The organism is Yoonia sp., assembly GCF_965660735.1.
Classification (GTDB): domain Bacteria; phylum Pseudomonadota; class Alphaproteobacteria; order Rhodobacterales; family Rhodobacteraceae; genus Yoonia.
The window spans coordinates 1-14,449 of the sequence record NZ_CBFIBD010000034.1 but is presented as its reverse complement, the minus strand read 5'-3'; the positions used below and the strand labels follow the sequence as shown (position 1 = coordinate 14,449).

Annotated in this window: 11 protein-coding genes; 8 read left to right on the top strand and 3 right to left on the bottom strand. The window is 59.4% G+C overall.

What is annotated here, in order from left to right; translation table 11 throughout:
* The first annotated feature begins 85 nt into the window (after positions 1-85).
* The 6 genes from ACTG4B_RS12165 (at position 86) to ACTG4B_RS12140 (ending at position 6,110) form a co-directional block, all read left to right on the top strand.
* Positions 86-1,036 carry a sugar ABC transporter substrate-binding protein gene (locus ACTG4B_RS12165; protein ID WP_439155971.1) on the top strand — a complete coding sequence of 317 codons (951 nt, stop codon included), beginning with the start codon at positions 86-88 and terminating at the stop codon, positions 1,034-1,036.
* Positions 1,037-1,114: 78 nt separating this feature from the next.
* Positions 1,115-1,912, top strand: a complete 798-nt coding sequence (locus ACTG4B_RS12160; RefSeq protein ID WP_439155970.1) for an SDR family oxidoreductase — start codon at positions 1,115-1,117, stop codon at positions 1,910-1,912.
* Positions 1,913-1,946: 34 nt separating this feature from the next.
* Complete coding sequence (locus ACTG4B_RS12155; protein ID WP_439155969.1) at positions 1,947-2,921, top strand: ABC transporter permease; 975 nt, start codon at positions 1,947-1,949, stop codon at positions 2,919-2,921.
* A 12-nt stretch (positions 2,922-2,933) separates the two neighbouring features.
* Positions 2,934-3,935, top strand: a complete 1,002-nt coding sequence (locus ACTG4B_RS12150; protein ID WP_439155968.1) for an ABC transporter permease — start codon at positions 2,934-2,936, stop codon at positions 3,933-3,935.
* On the top strand, positions 3,932-5,443 hold the full coding sequence (locus ACTG4B_RS12145; protein WP_439155967.1) for a sugar ABC transporter ATP-binding protein: 1,512 nt from the start codon (positions 3,932-3,934) through the stop codon (positions 5,441-5,443). The genes ACTG4B_RS12150 and ACTG4B_RS12145 overlap by 4 nt, the downstream gene beginning before the upstream one ends.
* A 205-nt stretch (positions 5,444-5,648) precedes the next feature.
* Positions 5,649-6,110, top strand: coding sequence for a YbhB/YbcL family Raf kinase inhibitor-like protein (locus tag ACTG4B_RS12140; RefSeq protein WP_439155966.1), 462 nt, complete (start codon positions 5,649-5,651; stop codon positions 6,108-6,110).
* 9 nt (positions 6,111-6,119) lie between these two features.
* Here the strand turns inward: ACTG4B_RS12140 and ACTG4B_RS12135 are convergent, their stop codons facing one another.
* Together ACTG4B_RS12135 and ACTG4B_RS12130 are read right to left on the bottom strand one after the other, a co-directional pair.
* Positions 6,120-6,452 (bottom strand): hypothetical protein, encoded by a 333-nt coding sequence (locus ACTG4B_RS12135; RefSeq protein WP_439155965.1) that lies wholly within the window; start codon positions 6,450-6,452, stop codon positions 6,120-6,122.
* Between the two features lie 19 nt (positions 6,453-6,471).
* Complete coding sequence (locus tag ACTG4B_RS12130; RefSeq protein WP_439155964.1) at positions 6,472-7,626, bottom strand: site-2 protease family protein; 1,155 nt, start codon at positions 7,624-7,626, stop codon at positions 6,472-6,474.
* Between the two features lie 227 nt (positions 7,627-7,853).
* On the opposite strand from ACTG4B_RS12130, the gene ligA reads away from it, so the two are divergent.
* Together ligA and polX are read left to right on the top strand one after the other, a co-directional pair.
* The gene (gene ligA / locus ACTG4B_RS12125; RefSeq protein WP_439155963.1) at positions 7,854-9,878 is read left to right on the top strand and encodes an NAD-dependent DNA ligase LigA; all 2,025 of its coding nucleotides are present in this window, start codon (positions 7,854-7,856) and stop codon (positions 9,876-9,878) included.
* On the top strand, positions 9,865-11,586 hold the full coding sequence (polX, locus tag ACTG4B_RS12120; RefSeq protein WP_439155962.1) for a DNA polymerase/3'-5' exonuclease PolX: 1,722 nt from the start codon (positions 9,865-9,867) through the stop codon (positions 11,584-11,586). Before ligA ends, polX begins: the two co-directional genes overlap by 14 nt.
* 63 nt (positions 11,587-11,649) lie before the next feature.
* On the opposite strand, the gene ACTG4B_RS12115 is transcribed toward polX, so the two are convergent.
* A partial coding sequence (locus tag ACTG4B_RS12115; protein WP_439155961.1) for an error-prone DNA polymerase occupies positions 11,650-14,449 on the bottom strand: 2,800 nt, incomplete at its 5' end.

Below are 14,449 nucleotides of genomic sequence, written 5' to 3'. Positions count from 1 at the left end.
AAGGAGGCGATTGCACCGGGTTTCGGCCCGACGCTGGGAGGCTGAACGCAATCGTGACAGAATAACCCATGGGAGGACCCAAAGAATGAAAATGACTATGAAAGTGGCGCTTGCCTGCACAACCGCGATGCTGGGAACGGCGGCTGCGGCGCAAAGCATGACCATCGGCATCACGCAGAACAACGTGGGCGTGGACAGCTATCAGACGACTTATGAAAAGGCCTTTATCGCCGCCGCCGAAGCCAACCCTGATGTTGAGGCTGTCGTGCTGGATGCCGGTGGCGACGTCGCCCGCCAGATCGCCCAGATGGAGGATCTGATCCAGCAGGAAGTGGACGCAATCATCATCTGGCCAACAAACGGCGAGGCCGTGATCCCGGCTGTGCGCAAGGCGCATCAGGCTGACATCCCCGTCATCGTAACCAACTCCAACATTGCCGAACAGGGCTTTGATTTCGTGGCAAGCTTCTCGGGGCCTGACAACATCACCCAAGGTTCGCGTTCGGCCGAGATCATGTGTGACAAATTCAAGGACATGGGCATCGAAAACGAAGCCCGCGTCGTACAGATTTCCGGTCAGCCGGGTTACACGACAGCGATCGAACGTCAGCAGGGCTTTGACGAGCGTCTGCCAGAGGTTTGCCCCAATGTCGAACTGGTCGAGACTCAGCCAGGCGACTGGAACCGTGAGAAATCACAGCAGGTCATGGAAGCGTTCCTTGTCAAATACGATGACATCGACGGCGTCTATGCCGGTGACGACAACATGGGTGTCGGCGCATTGAACGCAGCAAGGGCCGCAGGCCGCGAAGGGATCATCTTTGTCGGCGCTACGAACTTTGCCGTGGGGTATGATGCGATGGCGGCTGGCGAATACTGGGGGTCGATCTATCAGTCCCCGGTTGACGATGCCGAGGCTGCGCTGAAAACGGCGATTGATACGTTGAACGGCGAAGATTTGCCATTCCTCAACTATTTTGACACGCCAAAGATCACACAGGACAACATGGGTGAATTCACCAAGCCTGTGTTCTGATCTCCTCCCGGAATGCGCGGGGCGGCTCTGCCCCGCGTGTTTTGTTTTCGACATATCCAAAAAATCGAGGGGGGCGATATGACGCGAGTCTCGGGACGATCGTGCATCGTGACAGGCGCCGCACAGGGCATCGGCCGCGCCATTGGCGAGGCGTTGCTGGATGAGGGCGCGCTGGTGTGTTTTGCCGATATCAACGCCGAAAAAGTGGCCAATGTGGCCCAAGCAAATGCCCAACGCGCGGCGGATGCCGGCGGACAGGTGACACACGCCGCCGTTGATGTGACAGACCGCGCGCAGGTGCAGGCGATGATCGCCCACACGGTCGCAACTTTCGGCAGACTGGATGTGAAATTCAACAACGCCGGCGTGAACAAGCCTATGAATTTCCTCGATGTGACCGAGGAAAACTGGCATTTCATTATGGGAATCAACGGGCTGGGCTGCATGATTGGCATGCAGGAAGCGGCCCGCCAGATGATTGCCCAAGGCGGCGGCGGCAAGATCATCAACACCGCCAGCATCGCCAGCCGGCAGGGGTTTGACAATGTCGCCCCCTATTGCGCGAGCAAGTGGGCCGTTGTGTCATTGACACAATCAGGTGCGCGGGATCTGGCAAAACATGATATTACGGTCACGGGCTTTGCGCCCGGCGTGGTCGATACCGAAATGTGGGAACAGGTCGATCAGGATCTGATGGGGATCGGTGCCGCCGAACGCCCCGGTCAGGCGATGGAGGAGTTTTCATCGCAAATCCTCAAGGGGCGTGTCGCCAAGCCAGGGGACATCACCGGAACGACGACGTTTCTGGCGTCAAAAGACAGTGACTATATGACCGGACAGATCATCATGATCGACGGGGGAATGACGCTGGTGTAGTGGCGCGACGCCAACACCGGGGGAGGGGAGCACGATGGCAGCAATGACAAAACAAGATGTTGGGAATTTCCTTGCAAAGCAAGGTATCCTGGTTGCTTTTGCGATATTCATGATTGGCTTTGCGCTGGCCAACCAGCGCTTTATCGCGATGGATAATATTTTCGGTGTGATCCGGTCGTCGGCCATTCTGGGTGTCATGGCGCTTGGGGTGACCTTTGTCGTGATCGGGGGCAATCTTGATTTGTCCGTCGGTTCGATGATGTCCTTTTCCACCATCGTGGTGCTGGATCTGCATGACAAGGTCGGCCCCGCCCTGGCTATTCCGATGATGTTTGCCCTGACACTATTGCTGGGCGCGTTCATCGGATTTCTGGTGGGCTATCTTAAACTGAACTCGCTTATCGTGACGTTGGGCATGCTGTCTGCGATCCACGGGCTGACGCTGACATGGTCGGGCGGCAAGAATATGGATATCGCAGACAAGTCGGGGACATGGTTTTCCTTCTTTGGTCAGGGCGACGTGATGGGTATTCCTGTGCCGATCCTGATGTTCGCGCTGCTGGCTGTCGTGCTGAGCATGATACTGTCCAAAACCCCCTTTGGCCGCAAGGTTTACGCCGTGGGCGGTAACGGGCAGGCCGCGACGTTTTCGGGCATTCCGCGGGCGCGGGTGGTGTTCATGACCTATCTTGTGTCGGCGTTTTGCGTCGCGACGGCCGGTTTATTGCAGGCCAGCCGCAGCCTTGGCAGTCAGAACACCGTCGGGCAGGGGATGGAGTTGGAGGTGCTTGCCGCTGTCATTCTGGGCGGTGCGTCGCTGTTGGGCGGATCGGGCACCGTGTTCAAGACCGTGATCGGTGTGCTGATCCTTGGATTCATCCAGAATGGTCTGCTGTTGGTCGGTCTGGATTTCTACGTTCAATACATGGTCACATGGGCGATCATCATTCTGGCCGTCTGGCTGGATGTCGCAGCCAAACGGGGCCGCCTGTTGTCCCCGATCGCTTGAGGAGTGCCAGAAATGACATCGCAAAACCGCAACGACCTGATCAAGCAAGGCGGCATCTGGGCCTTTATTGTGGTGGAACTGGCGTTCTTTTCCATCGCGGGCGAATACCTGTCCGTGTCTGACAAGGCGTTCATGGATTTCGACAACATGCTGTTGTTGCTGAAACAATCCGCCCCTATCGGGATCATCGCGCTGGGGATGACGATCATCATGATCAACGGCAATATCGACCTGAGCGTCGGCGCCATCTTTGCGCTGTCGGCCATCGTGCTGCTTGACAGCATGACATGGCCCTTCATGCAGGCGCTTGGCGATTGGGCAATTCCGGTGGCCTGGGGCTTTGCGCTGCTGACGGGTGTGGTGCTGGGGGCAATCAACGGGTTGATCGTTTGGAAGACCGGGGTCGATGCGTTCATCGTCACGCTGGGGTCGATGCTGGGCTTTCGCGGCCTGGTGTTCATGTATAACGGCGAACAACCCACCAGCCACCTGAACTGGACGTTGGTCGATTTCGCCGAGGCGCAGTTTCTGGGGCTTCACACCGCCACATGGTTCCTGTTGATCACGGCCCTGCTGTTGTGGCTGCTGATGACCCGCACGGTGCATGGCCGCAATGCCTATGCCATCGGCAACAACCGCGATGCGGCGGTCAATGCGGGTATCCGCGTCGGGCCGCATTTCATGTGGAATTTCATCCTGATCGGGTTTCTGGCCGCATTGTCGGCGGTGGTGTTCTATTCCGAAAGCGGGTCGGTGAACCCCAATGACGGCATGCTTTATGAACTTTGGGCGATTACCGCCGTCGTGCTGGGCGGCACCAAGTTGGCGGGTGGCTATGGGTCGATCATTTCGACGCTTGGCGGGGTGATCGCCATTCAGCTTTTGCGCAAGGGGCTGGGCCATATCGGGGCAGACACGCAGACAGTGAACCTTGTCATCGGTCTGATCCTGATCGCGGTGCTGTTTCTTGACCGCCAGTTGAACCGCAAGGGCAAGGAGGAGCTGAAGATATGACCGAACAGACCCCGATTTTACGTCTTGAAGGCATCGTGAAAACCTTTCCAGGTGTGCGGGCACTTGATGGTGTGTCCCTTGATGTGCGCCCCGGAGAGGTCCACGCGCTGATGGGGGAAAACGGCGCTGGCAAATCGACCCTGATGAAGGTGTTGGGCGGCATCCTGGCCCCGAACGAAGGCCAGATTTTCATCGCCGAAGAACCCACGGTCATGACCTCGCCGATGCAGGCCAAGGCCAAGGGGGTTGTCTTCATCCACCAGGAACTCAGCCTTGCCGGGGAACTTAGCGTGGCCGAGAATATTTTTCTGGGCGAACTGCCGCTGAAATCCTTTGGCCGGGTCGATTGGCAAAAACTCTATGCCGATACTGACAAGATCCTGAAAACGCTGAATGTCGGGTTTGATGCCCGGACGCGCGTTGGCGATCTTTCGATTGCAAACCAGCAGATGGTGGAAATTGGGCGCGCGCTGACGGTGGACCCCCGCGCGGTGATCTTTGACGAACCCACTGCTTCGCTGACGGACGCGGAAAAGGTCGTGTTGTTCGACGTGATTGCCGATTTGCAGGCTAAAGGCGTCGGCGTCATTTATATTTCTCACCGGATGGAGGAAATCTTCAAGATTACCGATCGGATCAGTGTGCTGCGCGACGGCCAATACCGCGGTACGTTGAATACCGCCGAGACGAACGAGGATGAGGTCACGCAACTGATGATCGGCCGCAGCCTTGATCTGTCGCGCAACGAAAGCCATCACGAACTGGGCGATATCGCACTGGAGGTGCGGGGGCTGAGTTGTGGCAAGCTGTTCAATGACGTCAGTTTTGCGGTGCGCCGTGGCGAAGTGTTGGGTTTTTATGGCCTTGTCGGCGCGGGCCGGACCGAGATTGCCGAAACGATCTTTGGCCTGCGCACCCCGTCTGCGGGACAGATACTGCTGAACGGACAAGAGGTGCGGATCAATTCGCCGATCGAGGCGATCCGTTACGGCATTTCACTGGTGCCAGAGGACCGCAAGGATCAGGGGCTGGTGTTGGGCATGAATTGTCGCGACAATATGACCTTGCCCCAGGTGGGCGATTTGACGGCCGGCCCGTTTGTCAGCGATGGTGCGGAAATTGCGATCTTTGATCAGTATCGCGACAAACTGGACATCCGCACGCCGGGGTGGCGGCAGTTGGTCGGCAACCTGTCGGGCGGCAACCAGCAAAAGATCGTCATCGGCAAATGGTTGTCGATGCACCCCGAGGTGCTGATCGTCGATGAACCGACGCGCGGAATTGATGTTGGGTCCAAGTCGGAAATCCATAACCTGATCCGCGAACTGGCGGCGCAAGGCTATGCGGTGATCGTCATCAGTTCGGAAATGCCCGAGGTGCTGCATGTGTCCGACCGGATCGTGGCGATGTTTGCAGGACAGGTCATGCGCGAATTCACGTCTGATGAGGTGACCGAAGACAATCTGATTCAGGCGATTTCAGGCATCAGTAGCGACAAGGTCGCCTGACCCGTTCGGCTTGGCGGTGATTGGCCCCGGCGGGGCCGATCTGCCATGTGATTGCGCGCGTGCCGCCAGCACACCGTTTACCCATGTTAATGCAGAAACCTCTGGTGCAGGCCACACAGATATCGCCGAAAGGGCAATCTGTGCCGGGTGACGTGGCCGTGTGCCGCGCCGCCCGGACATCGCATGAACAACACCGGAGGTCGCAATGCTCACTCTGACCAGTCCCGATTTCAACCCGGGAGAGACGATTCCCGTTCGCTTTACCTGCGATGGCGAAGATGTTTCGCCTGCTTTCCGCTGGACCAATCTGCCGGAAGGAACGCGGGAACTGCTGTTGATGTGCGACGATCCGGATGCACCGGGCGGTGTGTTTCGCCATTGGGCGGCGTGGGGCATCGCGCCGGACAAGAATTTCCTGCGATCGGGGTTCGGGGCGGAATCCCTTGAACCGGGCTTTCAGCAGGCGGTCAATGATTTCGGCAAGCCCGGCTATAGCGGCCCCTGTCCACCAAAGGGTGATGCCCCGCACAGTTACCATTTCCGGCTCAGTGCGCTGAATGATAAAATTACATCCGCCGCGCCCGGCGCAACCTGTGAAGAAATCTTCGCATTGGCGCAGCCCATGTTGATTGAATTTACCGAACTGGTGGGTCTTTACGGGCGCTGACAGGCCCTGTCAGGCCGGGTTCTGGTCGCCGCCCCCGGAACCTGTTTTGAGAAAGGTGTCAATTTCAGCCATGACATGGGCCAGTGTGCCCGCCGCGATTTGCTGTCCGGCGGCGTCCTCGGCAAAGAATTCGTGCCGGTCGCGGTGTCGGCCGATGCGCGCGGCCAGGTGTTCGTCCGCGCCACCCCGGAAAATATCAAAGAGCGGATCGCCATCGTGTTCTGTCCATGTGAACCGTGTGGCCCAGCCGTGCTGGATGACATGGGCGCCATAGCTTTCCAGCCGCTTTTGGTCTGTCGGGCCGATGATATTCTCGGCCAGCCTGATGATACGGTCAGACATTGTCCCCCCTTGGCCGTCGCTAGACCTTTACAGCGGTCGCGGCGTCATCGTGCATGTGTTCGGTCTGCAATGCCTGACGGATGGTCAGGTCATTAAGGATATCACGCATGGTCAGCATACCTTTCAGAACGCCGCCCTCGGCCACGATCAGGCGGCTGGCCTTGTTTTTCTGCATCGTCTTCAATGCCGCCAGAACCGGCGTGTCGGGCGTGACCGTGCCAATCCGGGATTGCGCGGGCAAAGCCTCGCTTGCGGTTTTATGCGGCCTTTGGTCGGCGGCGATGCGGCCAACGTCCTCAAGCCGCAGACAACCCAGAACCTCGCCATTGCGCACAACGGGAAATGCGGTGTGGTGATGGCGGTAAAAGTAGTCTTCGATCACATCCGACAGCGGTGTTTGTGCCGGAATACTGACCGGATCATGGACCATGATCTGCCGCACCGTCCGGTTTTCAAGATTGAACTTGAGTGTCATATGCATTTCCGAAGAGGTTGCCGCGCTCAGAATGAAAAAGCCGATCAATGCCTGCCATATCCCCACGACAGTCCCCCCCGAGACCAGGTTCAACACCCCAAGCAGGATCAGGAATATCCCGAAACCACGCCCCATCGCGGCGCTGATCCGCGTGGCCCGGGCATAGTTTTCCGTCCACCACCACAAGGCTGCGCGCAACATGCGACCGCCGTCCAGTGGAAAGGCGGGGATCAGATTGAACGTTGCAAGCACAGTGTTGATCAATGCAAGATAGCCGAACAAAGCTGGCAGCATCGTTCCGGGTGCAAGCATGGACAGGCCCAGAAACAGACCTGCCAGCACATAGCTCATGATGGGGCCTGCAATCGCCATAAAGAATTCGGCTTGTGCATTTGGCGGTTCATTTTCCATTTCGGCAACACCGCCAAAGATGAAAAGCGTGATCCCACGGATCGGCAGATCAAACCGCCGTGCCACCAGCGCATGGGAAAACTCGTGCAGGATGATCGACAAGAAAAGCCCCAGCGCGCCGGCCAGGCCCAGCCACCACGCGGATCGCGCGCCCAGGTCCCCGATTGTCTGCGGAAAGTAACCTGTTGCCAGTGACCATGTGATCAGCACCGCCAGAATAATCCACGTCAGATCAAGGCTGACCCGAAATCCCAGTATCGTGAAAAGTTCAATTCGTTTTGTCAGCATGTGGCCCCCCATCAAGAAACAAGCATGCACTGAAAACCCGGGCCCTGACCTTGATCCGCATCAATCGGTGCAGGTGCAGGGTGTGATCAGTCCATGATGGATTGACAGGCGTTAAGGTTGATGCCCGTGAACACCGTCACGATCCGGACAGCTGTCAAGCACTGTGATGGGCATGAAACGGTTTCTTTTGCGGCATGACGCGGGTCAAACCTGGAGGGAGCAAAGCGATGTCAGGCAAGTCCGAGGCAAAGGACCGCATTGCAGCATTGCGCAAGCAAATAAACCGGCACGACCGCTTGTATTTTGTCGAGAACCAGCCCGAGATTTCAGACGCGGAATACGACAAGTTGTTCGCAGAGCTTGAAAAACTGGAAAAGAAGTATCCCGATCTTGTCACCCCGGGTTCGCCCACGCAACGTGTCGGGGCAGAGCCCGTCAAAGACCTTAAAAAGGTCGCGCATGTGGCACCGATGCTGAGCCTTGATGCGGTGCGCGACAAGGATGAGGTGGCGGAATTTCTGCAACGGATACGTGACAAGACAGATGAAAAAACCGCCCGCTATGTGGCCGAGCCAAAATTCGATGGCCTCTCGATCGAGGTGGTCTACGAAGACGGGCAATTCCTGCGCGCCGCCACCCGCGGCGACGGTGAAACCGGCGAGGACATCAGCCATAGCTTGCGAACGGTCCGGGCGCTTCCGCTGCGGCTGGACGGGCAGGAAAGTGCATCGGGTGAACTGGCCTTTCGCGGAGAGGCGATTATGCCCAGGTCAGGCTTTCAGGCGTTGAACAAGGCACGCCTGGAGCGCGGTGAGGATCCTTTTGCCAATCCGCGCAATGCTGCCGCTGGCATTTTGCGCCGACACGATCCGTCCCAAGCGGAACGCATCCGTTTTGCCGTGACCTTTTACGATGTCACCGGGATAGATAGCCAGACAGCGTCAACCCAGTGGGATCTGCTGGAGCTGTTCAGGGACATCGGGCTGCCGGTCATTGGTGATCGTGCGCGTTGCGCCTCATTGGACGATGTCCGATCCTTTCACGATAAGTTGCAAAAGGCGCGTGACGATCTGGATTACGAAATTGACGGGATTGTTCTGAAACTGGATGACCGCGCGGCGCGTGAAACGCTGGGGGCGCGGCACCGAAGCCCCAGATGGGCCATTGCCTGGAAATTTCCGCCCCGCACAAAAGAAACGCGGATCGCTGATATCGTGGTCGGCGTCGGTCGCACGGGGGTGCTGACCCCTGTGGCGCTGCTTGATCCGGTGGATGTGGGTGGTGTAACTGTGGCGCGTGCGACGCTTCACAATATCGCGGAACTGCACCGCAAGGATTTTCGCGTGGGCGATATCGTCCGGATCGTGCGGGCCGGCGACGTTATCCCCGAAGTGGCCGAACGCGTGCCGCAACCCGGGGTCAAGCGCGCCGATCCGTTCGAGATGCCGGATCAGTGCCCCTCTTGCGGGGCCAGTGTTGAACGACACGGGCCGATGGCCTTTTGCCCTGCCGGAATTGCGTGCCCCGCACAACTGAGCGGGCGGTTGGTGCATTATGGCGCGCGCAGTGCGATGGATATCGAAGGGCTTGGCGAAAAGACCGCAGCGCAGCTTGTCGAAAGTGGACTGGTCGGGGATATTGCCGATCTTTACGATATCACCGTTGCGGATATTGCCGGCCTTGCGGGATATGCACACACATCAGCAACGGCCTTGCACAAGGCGATCCATGATCGACAGCAGGTGCCGCTTGACCGATTTCTTCATGCCTTGGGGATCCGCCATGTCGGCGGCGATACGGCCCGGCGGCTTGCCCGTCACTTTGGGACGCTCGATGCGCTGACAGGGGCATCAAAAGAGGCAATCAAGGATACCGCCGGGATCGGCCCCGAAATCGCGGGCAGTGTGGCCGCCTTTTTCGCAGAGAAACGAAACCGCGATGTGATTGCGCGCCTGCAAAAGGCGGGTGTGTCACCCGAACCCGTCAAACAGGCCGATACATCGCTGGCCGGCCAGACCTTTGTGCTGACCGGCACCCTTGATACCTGGACCCGAGACGAGGCGACCGATGAAATCGAACGCCGGGGCGGGCGTGTGACGTCCAGCGTCAGCAGCAAGACCGATTATGTGGTCGTCGGGGACGATCCGGGTTCCAAACTTGATGATGCGCAGGCCGAAGGGGTGGATACGCTGGGCGAGGATGCCTTCAAGGCTCTGCTGGACAAGGGGGGGCAAGGTCATGCCGGTTCATAACAGCGAGATCGCGGCGATGTTCGACCATGTCGCGGACATCCTGGAGATACAGGATGCGAACCGTTTCCGCGTGCGGGCCTACCGCAACGCCGCGAACACGATCCGCGATCAAAGCCGCCCGGTGGCCAGCATGCTGGACGACGGCGCAGACTTGTCCGAACTGCCCGATATCGGCGCGGATCTGGCAGGCAAGATCGCCGAAATCGTGGCCACCGGCCATTTGTCACTACTGGAAGAGATCGCAGAAGATACCCCCGAGGCGATCGTCGAGGCCACCCGCATTCCCGGCATCGGACCAAAGCGGGCGCAGATGCTGTTCAAGCAACTGGATTTCAGATCTATCGATGATCTCAGGACAGCCGCGCAAGAGGGGCGGATCGCCGAGATTGAAGGGTTCGGTGAAAAGACCGAGGCAAAAATCCGTGACGAACTGGAAAAGGGCGACATGACCGAACGCCGCTTCCGGCTTGATGTGGCAGAGGATTTCGCCGAGCCGCTTTTGCAATGGATCCGAGAGATTGATGGCGTGGAAAAGGCGCAGATCGCCGGCAGCTATCGCCGCCGAAAAGAGACGGTGGGCGACCTTGATATCCTTGTCGCCGGCGAGGATGGCAGCGCGATCATCGATCGCTTTACTGAATATGACGAGGTTGAAGATATCGCCTCCAAGGGCAAGACACGGTCAACCGTCACCCTGCGGTCAGGTCTGCAAGTGGATCTGCGCGTCATTCCCGCAGCAAGCTGGGGGGCTGCGCTGCATTATTTCACGGGGTCCAAGGCCCATAATATCACCGGGCGCAGACGGGCGCAGGATCGCGATCTCAAGTTGAATGAATACGGGTTGTTCGATGACGAAAAGCGCATTGCCGGCGCGACCGAGGAAGACATCTATGCCGGGATCGGCCTGCCGTGGATTGATCCGGTCTTGCGCGAAAACCGTGGCGAGATCGAAGCCGCAGAAAAGGATGAATTGCCCGATCTGATCACGGTTGACGACATCAAGGGTGATCTGCACGTGCATACGAACGCATCGGACGGCAAGGACAGCCTGCGCAAGATGGCCGAGGCGGGCAAGGACATGGGGTATGACTACCTTGCGATTACCGATCATTCGCAAAGCCAGACACAGGCAGGCGGGTTGAGCGCGGATGAACTGGGCGCGCAGATCGACGAGATTGCGGCGCTGAATGACGAGCTGAAGGATTTTCGCCTTCTGGCATCCTGCGAGGTGGATATCCTAGAGGACGGGAGCCTTGATTTCGCGGATGATGTTCTGTCGAAACTCGATCTTGTCGTCGCGGCAATCCATGCCAAATTCGATCTGGACGAAACGGCGCAGACAGAACGGATCATCCGGGCGATGGACAACCCGCTTGTCAGCATTCTTGGTCATCCGACGGGGCGTCAGATTGGCCAGCGCAGGCCATATCCGCTTGATATGGAAAGACTTGTGAAGGCTGCAAAGGAACGCGGTTGCGTGCTTGAACTCAATGCGCATCCGATCAGGCTTGACCTGAAGGATGTCCATTGCCGCATGGCAGCCGAACACGGGGTTCCCATCGCGATCTCGACCGATGCGCATTCCACCGGCGGTCTTGGCAACATCCGATACGGTGTGGACCAAGCCAGACGCGGCTGGCTTTCGGCCGGTGATGTCGTCAATACCCAAAGCTGGAGCACACTGTCACAGCGGTTGCGGCGGGGCTGAGAACAGGCGTGCCTGTCTGGTGCCCGGCGGGGCCATGCCTTGGCCGCGCAGGGTGTTTTCGGCTCACTTGACGCCCGCGCGGGCAAGCGGGACATGCATGCGGTCGTTGGACAGCCGTTCAAGCGCATCGCTGCGATCTTGCAGGTGGTGGACGACGACATGGATCACATCGTCGCTGCGCTGGACCGCGCCGCGCACATCCAGCAGGCGCGCCTGCATGATGGGTTTGCGAAATGTTTCCATTACCTTGGGCCAGATCACCAGATTGGCGACGCCGGTTTCATCCTCCAGCGTGATAAAGCATACGCCCTTGGCACTGCCGGGGCGCTGGCGGATCAGGACCAGCCCCGCAATCGCAATGGCCTGACCGTTGCGCATCCGGATCAGATCGGCGGCGGGCCGATAGCCTTGGCGGGTCATGCTGTTGCGTAGAAACGCCATCGGATGCGCCCGCAGCGACAGGCGCAGGGTCTGGTAATCGGCGACCACATGTTCGCATGTGGGCATCTGCGGCAGGGTGAAAACCGCCTCCGGCCCTTCATCGCGGGTCTGCTGGAACAGCGGCAGGTCTGGCGCATCGCGCAGTGCGCGGGTGTCCCACAAGGCCTGCCTGCGATCGCGCGACATTGACCGGAACGTATCGGCGGCGGCCAGCTTGCGCATGGTGCCCGCGTCAAGGCCCGCGCGGGACTTGAGATCTTGCAGATCGGTAAAAGGCGCATGACGCGCTGCCATGATCCGCCGGGCAGGGGTCTGGCCGACGCCATCCACCTGACGCAGACCCAGCCGCATGGCAAATAGCCCCGCCCCCTTTGGTTCCAGGGTGTTGTCCCAGTCGCTGTAGTTCACGTCGGCGGCGCGTATATCGACCCCATGTTCCCGGGCATCCCGGACGATCTGGGCGGGGGCATAAAACCCCATGGGCTGGGAATTCAGCAGGGCCGTGCAAAAGACATCCGGGTAATGGCATTTGATCCAGCTGGAGATATAGACCAGCAGCGCAAAACTGGCGGCATGGCTTTCGGGAAAGCCGTATTCGCCAAAGCCCTTGATCTGATCGAAACACCGCCGCGCGAAATCGGGGTCGTAGCCGCGCCCGACCATGCGCCCGACCATCTTGTCCTGCAATGTCTCGATCGTGCCGCGGGACCGGAAGGTGGCCATCGCCTTGCGCAGTTCATTGGCCTCGGCGGGGCTGAACCGTGCGGCATCAATGGCGATCTTCATCGCCTGTTCCTGAAAGATCGGCACCCCCAGCGTGCGGCCCAGAATTTTCTTCAGCTCATCAGGGTCGTGGTCGGGGCCGGGGGCGGGATAATCCACCTTTTCCCGCCCGCTGCGGCGGCGCAGATAGGGATGCACCATATCGCCCTGAATGGGACCGGGGCGGACGATGGCGACCTGAATGACCAGATCGTAAAATTCACGCGGTTTCAGCCGGGGCAGCATGTTCATCTGTGCGCGGCTTTCGACCTGAAACGTGCCAAGGCTGTCACCCTTGCACAGCATGTCATAGACGGCGGGGTCCTCTTGCGGGACGCTGGCCAGATCGAACCGCTTGCCGTGATGCGCCGCAATCAGGTCAAAGGCCTTGCGGATGCAGGTCAGCATCCCAAGCGCCAGCACATCGATCTTGAGGATGCGCAAGGCGTCGATATCGTCCTTGTCCCATTCGATGAAACTGCGGTCCTTCATGGCGCCATTGCCGATGGGCACGGTCCGGGTCAGGGGCGTTTCGGTCAGGATGAACCCGCCCACATGCTGCGACAGGTGGCGCGGCATCCCGATCATCATGTCAGCCAGCCGGATCGTGCGCGCAATCAGCGGGTCGCGCAGGTCCAGCCCCGCTTCGGCGGCGTGTTGCGCGCCGACCTCGCGCCCCCAACTGCCCCAGATCGTCTTGGCCAGTGCCGTGGTCACATCCTGCGACAGGCCCATTACCTTGCCCACCTCGCGCACCGCCATGCGCGGGCGATAGTGGATGACCGTGGCGCAAAGCCCCGCCCGGTCGCGCCCGTATCTGGCGTAGATATGCTGGATCACTTCCTCGCGGCGTTCATGTTCGAAATCAACGTCGATGTCGGGCGGTTCGGTCCGTTCTTCGGAAATGAACCGCTCGAACAGCAGATCGTTCTTTTCGGGATCGACGGCGGTGATCCCCAGCACATAGCACACCGCTGAATTGGCCGCCGACCCGCGCCCCTGACACAGGATTGGCGGGGTGACCGCATGGCGGGCAAACCGGATGATGTCATGCACCGTCAGGAAATACCGGGCGATATCCATCTTGGCGATCAGCGCCAGTTCCTTGTTCAGGATCTTGCGGGTCTTGTCGGGGATGCCATCGGGATAGCGGTCCGCCGCACCGCGCCATGTCAGTTCTGTCAGGTAATCCTGCGGCGCGCGCCCTTGGGGGATGGTTTCGCGGGGGTATTCATAGGACAGATCACGCAGGTCGAATGTGCAGGCGTCGGCCACCATGCGGGTGGCCCGGATCGCGTGCGGCCACCGGGCAAACAGCCGCACCATCTGGGCAGGGGATTTGAGGTGGCGTTCGGCATTGGCTGCCAGCAGGAAACCCGCCTGGGTGATGGTTGTCTTGTGGCGTATGCAGGTCATCACGTCCTGCAAGGGCCTGCGGTCGGGCGCATGATAATGCACGTCATTCGTCGCAAGGATCGACATGCGATTGGCCCGGGCCAACTGGTCAAGCCGGTTGATCCGGGCGCGGTCATCACCGCGATACAGATAACTGGCCGCGATATGGCGCAGGCTGGGCAGGGTGCGGGCAAGTTCCGGCGAGCGGGCTGCAAAACGGTCAGGATCATCGTCGGGCAGGGCGATCAGCTGAACCCCTGTCGCA